Origin of the sequence: Ruegeria arenilitoris, from assembly GCF_013031355.1 — a bacterium.
GTDB classification, from domain to species: Bacteria; Pseudomonadota; Alphaproteobacteria; order Rhodobacterales; family Rhodobacteraceae; genus Ruegeria; species Ruegeria arenilitoris_C.
Map to the genome: position 1 here is coordinate 217,286 of NZ_WPZO01000003.1, position 16,724 is coordinate 234,009.

Annotated in this window: 13 protein-coding genes; 4 read left to right on the forward strand and 9 right to left on the reverse strand. The window is 59.6% G+C overall.

What is annotated here, in order from left to right:
- Positions 1–92: 92 nt before the first annotated feature.
- The 8 genes from murD to mraZ all read right to left on the reverse strand — a co-directional run bounded on the left by murD (position 93) and on the right by mraZ (position 9,295).
- A complete protein-coding gene (gene murD / locus GOX63_RS09575) occupies positions 93–1,493 on the reverse strand; it encodes a UDP-N-acetylmuramoyl-L-alanine--D-glutamate ligase (RefSeq protein WP_170325745.1) in 1,401 nt (466 codons plus the stop codon).
- Positions 1,494–1,643: 150 nt separating this feature from the next.
- The gene (gene mraY / locus GOX63_RS09580) at positions 1,644–2,726 is read right to left on the reverse strand and encodes a phospho-N-acetylmuramoyl-pentapeptide-transferase (protein ID WP_170325746.1); all 1,083 of its coding nucleotides are present in this window, start codon (positions 2,724–2,726) and stop codon (positions 1,644–1,646) included.
- Between the two features lie 24 nt (positions 2,727–2,750).
- Positions 2,751–4,145, reverse strand: a complete 1,395-nt coding sequence (locus tag GOX63_RS09585; protein WP_170545613.1) for a UDP-N-acetylmuramoyl-tripeptide--D-alanyl-D-alanine ligase — start codon at positions 4,143–4,145, stop codon at positions 2,751–2,753.
- Positions 4,142–5,623 carry a UDP-N-acetylmuramoyl-L-alanyl-D-glutamate--2,6-diaminopimelate ligase gene (locus tag GOX63_RS09590; RefSeq protein ID WP_170325748.1) on the reverse strand — a complete coding sequence of 494 codons (1,482 nt, stop codon included), beginning with the start codon at positions 5,621–5,623 and terminating at the stop codon, positions 4,142–4,144. The genes GOX63_RS09585 and GOX63_RS09590 overlap by 4 nt, the downstream gene beginning before the upstream one ends.
- 22 nt (positions 5,624–5,645) lie before the next feature.
- Positions 5,646–7,433 (reverse strand): peptidoglycan D,D-transpeptidase FtsI family protein, encoded by a 1,788-nt coding sequence (locus GOX63_RS09595; protein ID WP_170325749.1) that lies wholly within the window; start codon positions 7,431–7,433, stop codon positions 5,646–5,648.
- The gene (gene ftsL, locus GOX63_RS09600; RefSeq protein WP_170325750.1) at positions 7,430–7,798 is read right to left on the reverse strand and encodes a cell division protein FtsL; all 369 of its coding nucleotides are present in this window, start codon (positions 7,796–7,798) and stop codon (positions 7,430–7,432) included. Before ftsL ends, GOX63_RS09595 begins: the two co-directional genes overlap by 4 nt.
- Positions 7,795–8,787, reverse strand: a complete 993-nt coding sequence (gene rsmH, locus GOX63_RS09605) for a 16S rRNA (cytosine(1402)-N(4))-methyltransferase RsmH (RefSeq protein WP_170325751.1) — start codon at positions 8,785–8,787, stop codon at positions 7,795–7,797. Before rsmH ends, ftsL begins: the two co-directional genes overlap by 4 nt.
- A 4-nt stretch (positions 8,788–8,791) precedes the next feature.
- A complete protein-coding gene (mraZ, locus tag GOX63_RS09610; RefSeq protein WP_170325752.1) occupies positions 8,792–9,295 on the reverse strand; it encodes a division/cell wall cluster transcriptional repressor MraZ in 504 nt (167 codons plus the stop codon).
- A gap of 907 nt (positions 9,296–10,202) precedes the next feature.
- Here mraZ and GOX63_RS09615 point away from each other — a divergent pair.
- The gene (locus GOX63_RS09615) at positions 10,203–10,427 is read left to right on the forward strand and encodes a DUF1127 domain-containing protein (RefSeq protein WP_170325753.1); all 225 of its coding nucleotides are present in this window, start codon (positions 10,203–10,205) and stop codon (positions 10,425–10,427) included.
- A 375-nt stretch (positions 10,428–10,802) separates the two neighbouring features.
- Complete coding sequence (locus GOX63_RS09620; RefSeq protein WP_170325754.1) at positions 10,803–11,093, forward strand: DUF1330 domain-containing protein; 291 nt, start codon at positions 10,803–10,805, stop codon at positions 11,091–11,093.
- Here the strand turns inward: GOX63_RS09620 and GOX63_RS09625 are convergent.
- The gene (locus GOX63_RS09625) at positions 11,090–13,492 is read right to left on the reverse strand and encodes an ATP-dependent helicase (protein ID WP_170325755.1); all 2,403 of its coding nucleotides are present in this window, start codon (positions 13,490–13,492) and stop codon (positions 11,090–11,092) included. The two genes, GOX63_RS09620 and GOX63_RS09625, sit on opposite strands and share 4 nt — an antisense overlap.
- A 179-nt stretch (positions 13,493–13,671) precedes the next feature.
- On the opposite strand from GOX63_RS09625, the gene GOX63_RS09630 reads away from it, so the two are divergent.
- Positions 13,672–15,465 (forward strand): sensor domain-containing diguanylate cyclase, encoded by a 1,794-nt coding sequence (locus GOX63_RS09630; RefSeq protein WP_437436607.1) that lies wholly within the window; start codon positions 13,672–13,674, stop codon positions 15,463–15,465.
- Between the two features lie 39 nt (positions 15,466–15,504).
- Positions 15,505–16,662, forward strand: coding sequence for an alpha-hydroxy acid oxidase (locus GOX63_RS09635; RefSeq protein WP_170545616.1), 1,158 nt, complete (start codon positions 15,505–15,507; stop codon positions 16,660–16,662).
- Positions 16,663–16,724: the final 62 nt, after the last annotated feature.

The following is a 16,724-nucleotide window of genomic DNA, read 5'->3' on the forward strand; positions in this document are numbered from 1 at the left end:
TGTTGAATTTGCTCGGAGCCAATCCTAATTGTCGTGGCACGTCAAGCTGATAGCATCGCAGCATGGCCCGACCGGCGGTCTCTTGCAAACGGCTAGTCCGCCAGCCGCCTCAGAACCTGTTCGGTAAAGTCGTCCCCACGCTGTTCGAAGTTATCGTATTGGTCAAAACTGGCCGCCGCCGGAGCCAACAGCACTGTCTCACCCGGCTGGGCGTCCGACATGGCCTGTGCCACGGCCTCGTCCATGGTGGTGCAGACCTGCGCGTCAGCCTCAAGCTGCATGGCGAAACCGGCCGCCTCGCGCCCAATCACATAGGCTTTGAGAACCTGGTCCACCGCGCCGTTCAATGCCGCCAGACCACCTTCTTTCTCAAGCCCCCCACAGATCCAGCGGATCTTCTTAAACGCCGACAACGCCTTCAGCGCGCTGTCTACGTTGGTTGCCTTAGAGTCGTTCACATAGGTCACACCGCCCGCCTCGGCGATGATCTGGCTGCGATGCGGCAATCCGGGATAGCTGTGCAACGCGTCCTCGATCACGCGCGGTGCCAACCCCAGCGCACGACAGGCGGCATAGGCCGCACATGCATTCTGGTGGTTATGCGCGCCGGGCAGGCCCTTGATCTGACGCAGGTCGATAGACCCGGCCTGCCGCCCCTTGCGGTACTCCGAAAGGAACCCCTTGCGCGCAAAAACCTGCCAACCCGGTCCCGTCAGTTTACCCGCCACCGAGACGCGGATCACGCGATCATCCGCTACCCCTTCGGCCAGTTGCCCCGCCAGAAACGCACCTTCTTTTTCGTCAACCCCGATCACGGCCCGATCCGGGCCACCTTCGGCAAACAGGCGCCGTTTGGCCGCAAAATAGCCGCCCATCCCGCCGTGCCGATCCAGATGATCCGGCGACAGGTTGGTGAACACCGCCACATCCGGCGTCAATGACCGGGCAAGTTCAGTTTGATAGCTGCTCAACTCCAGCACCACGACCGAGCCATCCCCACCCGGCTCGATATCCAGCACGCCGCGCCCGATATTCCCCGCCAACTGCGCCTCGCGACCAGCTTCGATCAGGATGTGGTGGATCAATGCGGCCGTGGTCGATTTGCCGTTCGACCCGGTCACTGCGATCACACGCGGAGGAGTGTCATAGTTGCTCCATTCCGGGCCCGCAAAAGATCGGAAGAATAGCCCGATATCGTTGTCCACCGGCACCCCCGCCGCAAGCGCCGCAGCGACAACCGGGTTCGGTTCGGGATACAGGTGCGGGATGCCCGGCGAAACGATCAACGATGCGATATCGTCAAACGCCCCGTGACGATGCAGATCGAGGCAAGCAAACCCCTCGGCCTCGGCCTTTTCACGAGCAGCAGGGTTGTCATCCCAGCACACCGGTTCTGCCTTGCCCGCCCGCAACGCGCGCGCCGTGGCCAGACCTGACCGGCCAAGACCCAGAACCGCAACCTTCTGCCCTGAAAACCCTTTGACCGGGATCATGCCGCCCACCTTCCTCTGACGTCGAATTGGCCGCCACACTGCGCAGAAGAAATCACCGATGGCAAGAGCAGCAAGAGGCTCGCGCATCTGCGCGAGCCGGGCCCAACAGGTGGCAGGCGGACCGCAGGTCCGCCGAACCTGGCGGGAGCGTTACCGGACCTTCAAAGTCGCCAGACCAATCATCGCGAGGATCAGCGAGATGATCCAGAACCGGATCACGATGGTCGGCTCGGCCCAACCCTTTTTCTCATAATGGTGGTGGATCGGTGCCATCAGGAACACCCGGCGTCCGGTGCGTTTGAAATACAGGACCTGGATGATCACACTCAGCGCCTCAACCACAAACAGACCACCGACCACGGCCAGAACAAGCTCGTGCTTGGTCGCGACCGCAATCGCGCCCAGTGCACCGCCCAAAGCCAACGATCCGGTATCGCCCATGAACACGGCCGCAGGCGGGGCGTTGTACCACAGAAAGCCCAGTCCGCCCCCGAACAGCGCTGCCGTAAAGATCAGGATTTCACCGGTTCCCGGCACATAATGCACGTCCAGATATTCGGTAAAGTCGACCCGGCCGACCGCGTAGGCAATCACCCCAAGGGTCGTTGCCGCGATCATCGCCGGCATGATCGCCAGACCGTCCAGACCATCAGTCAGGTTCACCGCGTTGGCCGCCCCAACGATCACCACAATCGAGAATGGAATGTAGAACATCCCCAGATTGACCAGCGTATCCTTGAATACCGGCACGGCCAGTTGGTACTGCAGAGCTTCGGGATGGTGCAAGGTCGCCCATAGCGAGGCCAGAACCGCAATAATCACACCCAGCGCCAGCCGCATTTTGCCGGACACGCCCTTGGTATTCTGTTTGGAAACTTTGGCGTAATCGTCTGCAAAACCAATCGCCGCATAGGCCAACGTCACGAACAGCACCATCCAAACATAGGGGTTGTCCCACCGCGCCCAAACCAGCGTAGACGTCACCAGCGCCCCCACGATCAGTAATCCGCCCATAGTCGGCGTCCCGGCCTTGGAAAAATGCCCCTCGGGGCCATCATCCCGGATCGGCTGACCTTTGCCTTGCTTGCGACGCAGCACGTTGATTAGCGGTTTTCCGAAGATAAATCCAAAGATCAGCGCCGTCAAAAAGGCTCCGCCCGCACGAAAAGTGATGTAGCGGAAGAGGTTAAAAAAATCCCCCCCATCCGACAGGGCGGTCAACCAATAGAGCATTACAATACCTTTCCTAGGCGGCAATCATGGTTCAAGCGCGCTCCCTTGCCCCATTTTCCGCAAACCGTCAACAATCTGAGCCAGCGCCATGCTGAGCGACCCCTTGGCCAGCACCGTATCCCCTGCGCGGATCAACTCCGGCAGGTGCTCGGCCATTTCGGCGCTGGTCTCACTCCACAGCCCGCGCTTTTCGTCAGGCAACGCCTGATGCAAGGCTTTCATCAGCGGACCGATGCAATGAACCTGATCCACGCGTGCCATCGCCGCGACATCAGCCATCCCAGCGTGCATGGCAATTTCCTGCCCACCCAACTCTTTCATATCGCCCAGAAAAGCGATCCGACGGGCGCCTTGCGATGCAGCCAGCACATCCAGAGCGGCCTCCATCGAGGTGGGGTTGGCATTGTAGCTGTCGTCCAGCAATTCGATCTGTCCACCTGTTGCCAAAGGCAGCGTTTCCCGCACGCCCCGCCCTTTGACCGGGGACCATTGACCCAGCCCGGTGATAGCCTCATCCAGATCAACGCCCATCTCAACACATGCAGCCAGCGCACCCAACGCGTTCATAGCAAAATGTGTACCAGCGGACTGCACGTCATATGTGATGACCGCATCGCCGACGGTCGCCTCGGAATGAACCGAGTCGGCGCCTTGCGTCACATCGGTCAGGTTGTAGTCCACAGCCTTGCGACCAAAATCCACGATCCCAGCCCCATGTTCCTGCGCGGTCTGGCGCAGGATGTCTGCTTGATCGATATCGGCATTCACGATTGCCGCGCCGCCGGGTTCAAGCCCTTCGAAGATCGCGGCCTTTTCATGGGCGATGCCTGCAACCGACTCAAAGGCCTCAAGATGCACCGCCGCAACAGTCGTCACCAGCGCCACATGCGGACGCGCCTGCTGCGCCAGCGGAGCAATCTCACCCGGGTGGTTCATGCCGATCTCAATCACGGCGAATTCGGTATCACGCGGCATTCGGGCTAAAGTCAGAGGCACTCCCCAATGGTTGTTGTAACTGGCCACGCTGGCGTGCGTTTTCCCCTGCGCTTCCAAAATGGTGGCCAGCATTTCTTTAGTCGAGGTTTTGCCAACACTACCGGTTACCCCCACGACGCGCGCGTCCGTCCGGGCGCGACCCGCCTGCCCGAGCGCCTCAAGCCCGGCCTGCACGTCATCGACGATCAACAGCGGCGCGTCTTCAGATACGCCCTCAGGGATGCGAGACACCAACGCCGCGCCCGCCCCTTTTTCCAGCGCCTGCGCCACGAAATCATGCCCGTCCCGCGCCGCCTTGAGGGCCACGAACAGGTCTCCGGGCTGGAGGGATCTTGTATCGATCGACACGCCGCTCACTGCCCAATCAGAGGTGGCGCGCCCACCGGTGGCTTCGGCAGCCTCAGCCGCAGTCCAGAGCGTCATGCCACCCTCCCGTCCAGCGCCGCGACGCTGATGCTGGCCTGTTCCACATCATCGAAGGGCAAAACCTGATCCCCGACGATCTGGCCGGTCTCGTGCCCTTTCCCTGCGATCAACAAAGCGTCGCCGGGCTGCAAGGCATCAATGCCGCGCAAGATCGCCTCGGCCCGGTCGCCGACCTCGGTGGCCTCTGGGGCGCCCAACAAAACAGCGGCGCGGATGGAGGCCGGATCTTCGCTGCGCGGGTTGTCATCCGTAACGAAAACAACGTCGGCATTTTCGGCGGCGGCCTGCCCCATCAACGGGCGCTTGGTTGCGTCACGATCCCCGCCCGCGCCAACGATGGCAATCAGACGGCCCATGACATGCGGGCGCATCGCCTTAAGCGCCGTCGCCACGGCATCTGGTGTGTGCGCGTAGTCGACAAACACCGCAGCGCCATTTTCGCGCGTGGCTGCCAGTTGCATACGACCCCGTACGGTTGTCAGATGCGGCAAGGTCTCGAACACACGCTCAGGGTCCTCACCGGCAGCGATGACCAGACCGCAGGCCAGCAGGATGTTCTCGGCCTGAAACCCACCGATCAGGTTGAGGCGCGTTTGAAACACCTTGCCCTGCCATGAAAAGCGTAAGTCCTGTCCGGTCGAGTCGAAGCGTTGGTTCATCAGACACAGGTCAACATCACCCGATCCGACGGTTAGAACTGACTGACCGCGCGCCTCGGCGATCTTGCGGACCTCAGCGCCCTTGGGGTCGTCCATGTTGACGACCACGGTGCCATCATGCGACAGAACGCGATCGAACAGCCCGGCCTTGGCGGCAAAATAGGCCTCGAACGTTTCGTGATAGTCCAGATGATCCTGCGTGAAGTTGGAGAACCCCGCAGCGGCCAGATGCACGCCATCCAAACGGCGCTGTTCCAACCCGTGTGAGGACGCCTCCATCGCCGCATGGGTAACGCCGTTCTCGGCCGCTTCGGCCAGGCAACGATGCAGGGTAATCGGCTCGGGCGTGGTGTGTGCCAGCGGTGCGGTCCATGCGCCCTCAACACCTGTGGTGCCGAGGTTTACCGCCGCGTGCCCAAGCTCCATCCAGATCTGGCGCACAAAGGTCGAGACCGAGGTTTTGCCGTTGGTTCCGGTTACAGCCACAATCGTCTGCGGTTGAGCGCCAAACCACAGCGCAGCGCAGCCCGCCAACGCCTGACGCGGGTCTTCAACCACGATCAATGCCGCGTCTGATGCTGCCAGTTTTTCAGCTGCGATCTCGGCCCCTTCGGCATCGGTCAGAATCGCCGCGGCGCCCATGCGCAGGGCGAACTGGATGAACTCTCCACCATGAACGCGGGTACCGGGAAGGGCCGCGAAGAGGTAACCGTCCTTGACCTCGCGGCTGTCAACGGCCAGCCCGGTTATGTCGGGGTTAGCACCACCCCGAGCGGTCAGGGCCAGTTGGCTGAGTGTTTTCATCCTTATGCCCATGACCCACCTTTTGTTGGACAGCCTAATTTGAGGTCAGGGTTATAGCAGCGCGTGCCTCAGGCTCAAGCCGGGGACGCAGGCCCAGCAACGGGGCAATGCGACCGATCAGTTCCGCGGCGACAGGAACCGCCGTCCAGCCCGCCGTGCGGCGCTTTTCGCCATAGGCCACGATGGACGGTTCATCCAGCGTGACGATCAGCACGTATTTGGGATCATAAGCCGGGAAGATTGTCGCAAAGGTCGCGATCACCTTGTCATCGTAATAGCCGCCGCGCGGCTTGGGTTTATCTGCTGTGCCGGTCTTGCCAGCCACATCATAACCGGCGACGTCGCCAAAGCTGGCCGTACCGTCTGTGACCACTTTGCGCAGCATTCTCTGCGCCTGCGTGGCCGCGCTTTCAGACAACACACGCGGACCGTACTGAGGACCGTTCTTGCGCAGGATGGTCGGACTGACATAGTGCCCGCCATTGGCAATCGCTGCATAGCCAGCGGCAAGGTGCATCGGACTGGTCGACAGCCCGTGGCCATAAGAAATAGTCACCGTGCTCAGTTCGCCCCATTTCTTGGGTTTGAGCGGTTCACCACCTTTCGCCTCGACAATCTCGAACGGGGTCGGATCGAACATGCCCAGCGATTTCAAGAAGTTCTGCTGCCGTTTTGCACCGATCTGCAGCGCCAGCCGACCCGTGCCCCGGTTCGAGCTGTGGACGATCACATCCGCAACACTGATCTTGCCGTAGTTCTTGCCGTTAAACTCACCAATCGGGAAACGTCCGATCCGCATCGGGCCGGAGGTGTCGATAATCGTCTCGGAATTCACCAGCCCCAACTGCACGGCCTGCGCGGCGGTGAAGATTTTAAAGACCGACCCCAGCTCATACACGCCCTGAACATAGCGATTGAACAGGGGGCTATCCGACGGATCAAAGCCCGAGGTCGGTGGGCGCGGGCGATCGTTGGGGTCAAAAGACGGCAACGAGGCGGCCGAAACGACCTCACCCGTATGCGCGTTCATCAAGACAGCCGAAGCCCCCTTGGCGTTCATGATTTTCATACCGCCGTACAGCACCTGCTCGACCGCCGCCTGAACGGTCAAGTCCAGCGACAGTTGCAGCGGTTTATTGCCGTTGGCCGGGTCGCGCAGGTAGTCGTCGAACTGTTTTTCTACTCCCGCAACACCGATCACCTCGGCCGCACTGACGCCCTCACGACCAAAGCCGGAACCACCCAAGATATGCGCGGCCAGACGCCCGTTCGGGTACAGTCGCATCTCACGCGGGCCGAATAGGATGCCGGGATCGCCGATATCATGCACGGCCTGCTTTTGTTCAGGGGAGATGCGTTTCTTGATCCACAGGAACTTGCGGTTGCCGGTGAAGTCCCTAACCAACCGCTCTTTGTCCAGATCGGGGAAGATCGCCACCAGTTGATCAGCGGCGGCAACCGGATCAATCATCAGAGGCGGCTGAGCGTAAACGGAATAAGTGTCCAAATTGGTCGCCAGAATGCGCCCTTCGCGATCCACGATATTGGCGCGCTGCATGGCAATCGCGGCCCCGGGCGCGCTGGCAATCGGCTCTTGCGCCTCGGATGTAGCCAGCATGCCCATACGGACACCAACCACCGAGAAGGCGCAGAAAAAGAACAGGCCCAATACCAAAAGGCGCCCTTCGGCACGGGCGCGGGCGCGGTCTTTCATGTCTTCGTGACGCTGGCGGATGTTCTCGCGCTCAATCGCCTTGGGGTTCTCGCCCCGGGCGCGGGCGTCGAGGATTCGGGCCAGAGGGCGCAGGGGCGTGCGGGTCATGGGATCTGCACCTCGCCCAGCGCCTGAATGTTGGTGATCGCCTGCAGCTCGATCGGGTCAACGATGGGCAGGTCCGGGTCCTCGGCGTAAGAAATCTGGTCGGCGCGACCGAATTGTTCGGCCCGCAAAGGCAACAAGCCCAAACGCTCAAAGTTCAGGTCGGCCAGTTCACGCAGCCGGTCCGGGCGGTTCAGATATGCCCATTCCGCGTTCAGAACAGCCAACCGCACCTGCGCCATTCCAATCTGACGCTGCATTTTCTGCGTTTGCTTCACCACTTGCTGGGTGCGGTAGTTCTCCTGATACGCCCAAAGCGCCAGTCCGAACACGGCCAGAGCGGTCAACACATACAAAACACTCTTCATTTCGCCCTTCCCCCAAGTTGCGGCATCCCAATGGCGCGGGCCTCAATTTCCCCCGCCGGAGCCTCGGTCCGCACCGCCACACGCAGCTTGGCCGAGCGCGCGCGCGGGTTTTCCTGCAATTCCTGCTCATCCGGACCCACGGCCTTACGGGTCTTGAGCGTGAATTGCGGCAATTCCTGTTCCACCTCGGGCGCGTAGCGGTTGGCGCGCCCGGTCTTTCCTGCACGGGACTGGAGGAACCGTTTGACCATGCGGTCTTCGATGGAATGGAACGTCACAACGGCCAGTTGCCCACCCGGTTTCAACGCCCGTTCTGCAGCCATAAGGCCCTGAAACAGCTCTTCGTATTCGGCATTCACCGCAATCCGCAGCCCCTGAAAGCTGCGCGTTGCAGGGTGCGATTGCCCCGGCTTGGGACGTGGCAGACAGGATTCGATGATCTCGACCAGACGCAGGGTCGTGGTGATCGGCTCCTCTGCCCGCGCTTTGACGATGGCCTTTGCGATACGGCGGCTAGCGCGCTCCTCACCGAAATGGAAAAGAATATCAGCCAGTTGCGCTTCGGTCGCCGTATTGACCAGATCAGCGGCGCTTTCACCCTCCTGGCTCATCCGCATGTCCAGCGGGCCGTCCTTCATGAAGGAAAACCCACGTTCGGCCTGGTCCAACTGCATCGATGACACACCGAGGTCCAGCACTACCCCATCCAGGCCCTGAGCGTATTCGTCCAGTCGCGAGAACACACCGGGCTGCATCACCAGACGGTCGCCATAATCGCCCGCCCAATCGGAAGCCATTTCAAAGGCCAGCGGATCACGGTCCACGCCGATGACCTTGTCCGCCCCGGCGTCCAGCAGGCCGCGCGTATAACCGCCTGCTCCAAAGGTGCCATCCAGCCAGACCCCGGAGACCGGTGCCACCGCGGCCAGCAACGGGCGCAACAGAACAGGGATATGAGGTTTGTCAGAAGGGGTTTCAGCGCCGGCCATGCCGCTACGCGTCCCCGGCGCCGTCTAGGTACACCAGAGGATCAAAGTCCTCGGGCTGTTCGTCCAGCCATTCCTCGGCGGCCGCCAGTTCCTCGGATTCGTAGGTTTCAGGCTTCCAGATCTGGAAGGTATCACCAGCGGCAATAAAGAATGCCTCTCCCTCAAGCCCGATCTTTGTACGCAGCTTGGCAGGCAGCACCAGCCGCCCCGTCTCATCCACCGTTGTCGGAAAGGACTGACCATGGAACATGCGCTGCAGCATCTTCCGCTGCATCGAGCCCCGCGGCAGCGCGTCAATCTTATCGTCGACCTCTTCGATCGCTTGCATGGTATAGCATTCTAGGAACTTGCGGCGGTGGTCGCCATAGACAATCACCAGTTCAGGAGTGTCACCGGGCTGCCAGTTCGGGTCAGAGGCCTCAAGCACACGGCGAAACGAGGCCGGGATCGACACCCTGCCCTTCGTATCCACCTTGTGGTGGCTTTCACCTCTAAACCTGCGCGCCAAGACGATTGTCCCTTTCGCTTGCGCCCCACCAAAATTTCGCGTCCCCCCGGATGAAAAACGGCGGGTTGATCTGCTGCCACTGATCAACCCGCCGCATTGACCCGCTGTGCGGGATGTCCAGCTGCGCGCGCCACCTGGGGGGGATGTCTGCTCGCCCGCGCGCCGGATCTCTTGAGTGATGAAAGCGAGATGCCTGTATGAAACCTGTTTTTATTGTTTCGGGGTCGTTTGGCGCCCCATGTGCCTCGTCCTCATCGGATGTATAAGGGATGCCATGGGAATTCATGGAAATCAACAGAAAATTTCACCGATTCACAAAAGGACTCACAACATATCCAAACTAAAAACAAAAGGAAATCGGGAAAAACACACCACAATCGGACCCCCCTAGAGACACAGACACAATATGTAGACGAAACACTTAACCTCCATGAGGTCCCATGAATTCCCAAAAAATTTGCCTGATTTCCAAAAAACCTCATTTTTGAACACCATTTCCAGCTGGAGATCCCCGCGAATCACTCGGAGCGGCGTGGTTCAGGGCCACAATTCCAAACCACCCCACCCTGCGCCCATGATTTCCCATGTACTGGAAATAGCGCCAACTGGCCCCGCCATCTCTCGGCAATCTCATAACGCACAAATTTCGACAGAAGGCGCCCAAAGAGGAAGCAGTCACACACGCACCGCACCGCGCAAAAACGTGCAGAGGTCGTGAATAAAGTCGCAAAACCCTTACTTTAAAGGCCTTTAGGCACGCAGGCACCCAACGCATTGATAACTATGCAATTGCTGCATAGCGGCATTGACGACATGAGCTATTGTGCAATTGCAGCATTTGCCTATTTTCAATCTCAAGCAAACGCCGGGCCACACCGGCAACGACAAGAACTATCGGGTAACGCAGATGGCAGCAGCAACACATCAGAGCGCAATCAAAGGCGCACCAGCAACTGGTCTGGCTTCGCTGATCGATGCCGTCAAAACGCGGTTCGTTCGGTACCGCGTCTACAGCCAGACAGTCAACGAACTGTCCGAGCTGTCGAACCGCGAACTGGCCGATCTGGGCCTGCACCGCTCGATGATCCGCCGCCTGGCACTGCAAGCGGCCGAAGAATACACCGCGCACTAAGCGCGAAACGACATAACCGAGATCAGGTCCTTCCTCCTCCCTTTTGGACCTGTATTTCTGCGGTGACATCTCTCCTCCTCCCTGATGTCGCCGCACCTTATACCGGCCCTGAACGCCGGAAACTGACACACCGGGTACTCCTCCTCCCTTTCCCGGTGTTGAAAGCGCGCGGCAACGTCTCTCCTCCTCCCTGACGTTGCCGCGTCTTCCTCATACCGGGATCAAACCCGGGTTCGGATACATCAGGGCTCTCCTCCTCCCTGCTCTGGTGTTGAAAAGAACGGCGGTTCCCCTCCTCCTCCCTGGGAACCGCCGTTTTTGTTTTTTGCGCCTGTATGTAGAATGGAAGCTCGAACGAGTTGTGAGGAGTTTCCAATGGCCGCCTATTTCATCGCGCAGATTTCCATTCACGACCCCGAGGGATATCAGGCGTACCTAGAGGGCTTCATGCCGATCTTTGACCGCCACGGCGGTCGTTTACTGACAGTTTCATCCAAACCCGTCGACGTGATCGAAGGCATTTGGGCCGAAAACGGAATCGTCCTGATGGAATTTCCCTCTCTTGAGGCGGCAAAGGCTTGGAAGGACGATCCGGACTACATCAAACTGGCCGAAATCCGGCAACGGACTGCGACGACGAATATGGTTCTGGTCGAAGGACTTTAGAACGGCACGTCGTCCTTGGCCGACAAAAACCGTGAAACCACCTTTTTCGTGCCTGCCTTGTCGAAATCGACCTCGACCTTATCGCCTTCGATGCCAATCACCGCGCCATAGCCGAATTTCTGGTGAAACACGCGCTCGCCCAGCGTGAAACTGGCCAGCGCAGTGGCATCGATCACCGTGTTACGGCTTTCGCGCGGCTGCGACGTACCATATTGCCCCTGCCGCGCCTGCAACCGTTTCCAGCCGGGTGAGTTATAGACGTTCGCCTCAGCCGCTCGGGTTTCGATCCCCGCGGTTGGCTGTCCGCCGCCATACAAGCCCGGAGGCGTCAGCACTTCCACATGATCTTCTGGCAGTTCGTCGATGAATCGCGACGGCATCGCGTTCTGCCACTGACCGAACACCCGCCGGTTGGCGGCAAAAGAAATCGTGCAGACCTCTTCGGCGCGGGTGATACCGACATAGGCCAGCCGCCGTTCTTCCTCGAGACCCTTAAGCCCCGACTCGTCCATCGACCGTTGCGACGGGAACAGGCCGTCTTCCCACCCCGGCAGGAAAACAGAGGGAAACTCCAGCCCCTTGGCCGCGTGCAGGGTCATGATCGAGACTTTGGCCCCGTCGCCCTCCTGCTCATTGTCCATGACCAGGCTGACATGTTCCAGGAAGCCTTGAAGGTTCTCGAAGTTATCGAGCTGATTGACCAGTTCCTTGAGGTTTTCCAGCCGGCCCGGAGCCTCGGGCGTTTTTTCGTTCTGCCAGTGGGCAGTATAGCCGGATTCGTCCAGAATGATCTGCGCCAGTTCGATATGCGATACTTCGGGTTCCCCGAACCGCATCGGGGCACCGTCATCAATCACCGTGTCATCCTCGACCTCGATACGAGGTCCGCGCGTCATCGCGTTCCATCGCGCCAACCCGTCGATCAACTCGCGCAGGGCCTTGCCGCCCTTACCCTTGATCAACCCATTATCGACCGCGATCCGCGCCCCATCGATCAAGGACACGCCATTCTCGCGCGCCGTCATCTGTATCGTCTGCTGCGCCTTGTCACCCAAACCGCGCTTCGGCGTATTCACGATCCGCTCAAAAGCCAGATCGTCGCCCGGACTGACCACCAGCCGGAAATAGGCCATGGCATCGCGGATCTCCATCCGCTCATAGAATCGGGGGCCACCGATCACCTTGTAAGGCAGGCCAATGGTCAGGAACCGATCCTCGAACGCGCGCATCTGGTGCGAAGCACGGACCAGAATCGCGATCTCGTCCAGCCCGATGGGCCGCACGCCGCGTGTGCCGCCCTGCATCGCATCGATTTCCTCGCCGATCCAGCGGGCCTCTTCCTCGCCATCCCAATGGCCGATCAGACGGACCTTTTCGCCCTCTTCCGCGTCGGTCCACAGCTCTTTGCCCAAGCGGCTTTCATTGCCGCGGATCACATTCGACGCGGCAGCCAGAATATGTGGAGTCGAGCGGTAATTCTGCTCCAGCCGCACCACATACGCTCCGGGAAAGTCCTTTTCGAACCGCAGAATATTGCCCACTTCGGCCCCGCGCCAGCCATAGATCGACTGGTCGTCATCCCCCACACAACAGATGTTCTTGTGCGCCCCGGCCAGCAGTCGCAGCCACAGGTATTGGGCGACGTTGGTATCCTGATACTCGTCCACCAGAATATAGCGGAACCAGCGCTGATATTGCTCCAACACGTCCTGATGGGTCTGAAAGATCGTGACCATGTGCAGCAGCAGGTCACCGAAATCCACCGCATTCAGTTCGCGCAGGCGGGTCTGGTACTGGGCATAAAGCTCAATACCCTTGTTGTTGTATGCCCCGGCATCCGCCGCAGGCACCTTATCGGGCGTCAGTGCGCGGTTTTTCCAATCATCGATGATGCTGGCCAGCAACCGTGGCGGCCAGCGCTTTTCGTCAACATTATTGACTTTTAGAAGCTGCTTAAGGAGCCGCAGCTGATCATCTGCATCCAAAATCGTAAAATTCGAATTCAGATCAACAAGCTCTGCATGGCGACGCAGTAACTTAGCGCTAATTGAATGGAAGGTACCCATCCACTTCAATGGTTCTTTGATCTCGTAAGGAGTTACTTCAAGCCGATCCCGCATTTCTTTAGCGGCTTTATTTGTAAAGGTTACCGCAAGAATTTCCCTAGATTTAACTCCGTGTTTTTGCACAAGATGCGCAACACGAGCCATTAGAGTTTTTGTTTTACCCGTCCCGGCACCTGCTAAAATCAGTAGCGGGCCTTCAACTTGTTCAGCCGCTTCTCGCTGGGATTGGTTCAGGTCTTCAAGATACAAACCTTCACTCTGCGAAAAACGAGCCATAGCCCGTTGTGACAGCGATGCGCCCTCGAAGGCGTCCATTTCGTCGAAACTGCTCATTTCCCCAAACTACGCGGGATGCGCGCCGAGGGAAAGAGTTTGTTCACCCCTTGTTCGCGCAGTTTTTCACCCCATTTCTCGTCAATTCTAACCAGTACAATTCGGTACGCCGCGCCCGCGTTAACCCACTGTCAAAGCTTGCATCCGATGCTCAGGTCAAAGTTGTGGGAGCGCGGATCATGAAAAACACTGACGGATCGGGCATGATGTCCCGTCTGAAACTTGCTGGCATCATTCTGACGATGGGAGGCCTGACGGCCCTGTCAGGCTGGGGAATTTACGCGATTCCCGCGCCAGTGGTCGACCGGATGCTCGAATCCGATTTGCGCCACGCCGCGACACAGATGAACCGGCAGGTGGTCTCGCACCTTGAAGACGTTGACGCCACCTTTCGCACCGGCGTGCTGGACGCCCATGATGAAGAGTTTCTGGAACTGCTGCCCGCGACCTCTGATATCTACCGGTTCGAACTCTTTAACGATGCGGGACGTGTCCTGTGGTCAACCCGCCCGTCGGATGTGGGTGCGGTTAACAGCGACGCCTATTTCAGCGACGTGTTGGGCCGGGGAAACATCGTTTACAAACACGAAGAAAAACCTCTGACCGAAGTAGACAATTTGGACGGCAATATGCTTGAGGTCAGCGGGTCGCATACCCGCCATGTGGCCGAGATATATACCCCGGTCATCCGCGAAGGGCGTTTTGTCGGCGCGATCGAGTTCTACTCGGACATCACGCAGGTTCGGAACCTGTTCATCAATCGGGTCCGACTGTTGCTGACCGTGCTCAGCGGCGTCGCCCTGCTTGCCCTTTCAGTCGTAACGTTGGTCATTTTCCGCGCGAACCGGCGGCAGGTGCGCAGCCTGCGGGGCCGCGCCGCAAAAGAGCGAGAGCTGATGGACGACCAGCTGCGCCTTGCGCGCGAGGTTCGGTTGTTGGGCGAATTGAACGAATGGCTGCAATCCAGCCGATCGCTGGACGAGCTGTTCGACATGGTCTCGCGCTTTATGACTCATATCCTGCCCGAGGCCGAAGGCAGTGTGTATGTCTATTCCAATTCACGCGATGTGCTGGATGGCTGCGCCAGCTGGAATGGCGGCACGCACAAGGCCCATATCCATCCGGAAGGGTGCTGGGGTCTGCGGCGGGGTCGCACATATGAATATGGCGCGTCCGAGATCGACTTTGTCTGCGAACATGCCGAACCCCATGACGGGCGACCCTATTTCTGCTTTCCCATTCTGGCACACGGGGAAACGGTTGGTCTTTTACATCTGCGGGCGCATGAGGGTTGTGATGAGGTGTTTCATTCCAGCAAGAAGCTGGCGCAGCTTTGCGCCGAACAGATCAGCATGGCGATCGCCAATGTCCGGATGCGCGATCAACTGCATGACCAGTCGGTGCGTGATCCCCTGACCGGATTGTTCAACCGTCGCCACATGACCGAAACGCTGCGCAAATCCATCAGCCGCAGCCAACAGACCGGCGCCTCTCTGAGCCTGATTGCTGTGGATGTCGATCATTTCAAGAAGTTCAACGACACCCATGGGCATGACGCCGGTGACATGGTGCTGCGCGCGGTGGGGTCTGCTCTGGAACAGGGCTGCGACCGGGATGAGGTCGCTTGCCGCATCGGCGGTGAGGAGTTCATGCTGATCCTGCCGGACAACACGCCCGACGATGCCATGACCCGGGCCGAGCAATTGCGGCAGGCGGTCGAGGCTGTCTCGGTCCGGTATGGTGAGAAATCTCTGCCGCGCATCACGATCTCTGTGGGCGTCGCCCACTACCCGGCACATGGCACAATGCCACAAGACCTGATGCGCGCGGCGGATGACGCCCTGTACATGGCCAAAGACAAGGGGCGCAATCAGGTGCAGGTCGCCAATGGTGCAAAACCGGTTACTTCGGCCGCGGCGAAAGCACAGCACAAACGTCCGCGCAAACCCGAACCACCGGCCTCAGCCGCCTGAAAACCTTGCAGAATCGCCCGGCAGGTTGGATCAATTCATATGGACCTGCACAGCTCATTCCCAAGCATTGCCGACCTGAAGCGCCGCGCACAGCGAAGGATTCCGTTTTTCGTATGGGAGTATCTGGCAAGCGGCACGGGCACCGAGACCACGCTGCACCGAAACCGGACCGCGCTAGATCAGGTGGGGTTTCTGCCTGCGATCCTGCAGGGCCCAATTGAATGCGATACCGGCACGCGTTTTTTGGGACAGGATTTTCCCCTGCCCTTTGGTATTGCGCCCATCGGGATGGCCGGTCTGGTCTGGCCGGACGCAGAGGGGTTGCTGGCTCGTGCTGCGGCCAAGGCGGGGCTGCCCTATACGCTCTCGACGGTCGCCAGCCAGAGCCCCGAGGATCTGGCCCCTCATCTGGGCCGGAACGCCTGGTTTCAACTGTACCCGCCGAAAGACCCGGACATTCGCACAGATATCCTGAAGCGCGCCAGATCGGCGGGGTTCTCGACCTTGGTTCTAACCGTTGACGTCCCGGTCGCCTCGCGCCGTGAACGGCAAATACGATCCGGCCTGACCAATCCTCCGCGGCTGACCCCACGCCTGCTAGCCCAGATTGCCTTGCGTCCGGCCTGGGCCTTGGGCATGGCGCAAAACGGGATGCCCCGGATGCGGACACTGGACAAGTATATTGACGGCGACAGCGCTCTGCCGCCGACCGCTCATGTGGGGTACCTGCTGCGCACCTCGCCCGACATGGAATATGTCAAATGGCTGCGGGACGCGTGGGACGGGCCATTTATCGTGAAGGGCGTGATGCGGGCCGAGGACGCCGAGCGGCTGCAACAGGTTGGTGTTGATGCCATTTGGGTTTCGAATCACGGCGGCCGCCAGTTTGACGGAGCCCCCGCAAGTATCAATGTGTTACCGTTGATCCGAAAGGCGACAAATTTGCCTCTGATCTTCGACAGCGGCATAGAAGGCGGCCTGGATATCCTGCGCGCACTGGCACTGGGCGCGGATTTTGTCATGCTCGGGCGCGGATTCCTGTATGGACTCAGCGCCTTGGGCGCAAAAGGGCCCGCGCATGTCATCGACATCCTGCGTCAGGACATGCTTGCCAATATGGGCCAAATGGGCCTTTCAAACCTGCAGGAAATTCGTTCGGTGATCACAAATATTGATGCTGCAGCGCAGCGTGTGTAAGACAATCAAGCCAAAAGGCGGCGTTTGCGAGCGATAACATGCCGGTTCTACCCAGAAGGACT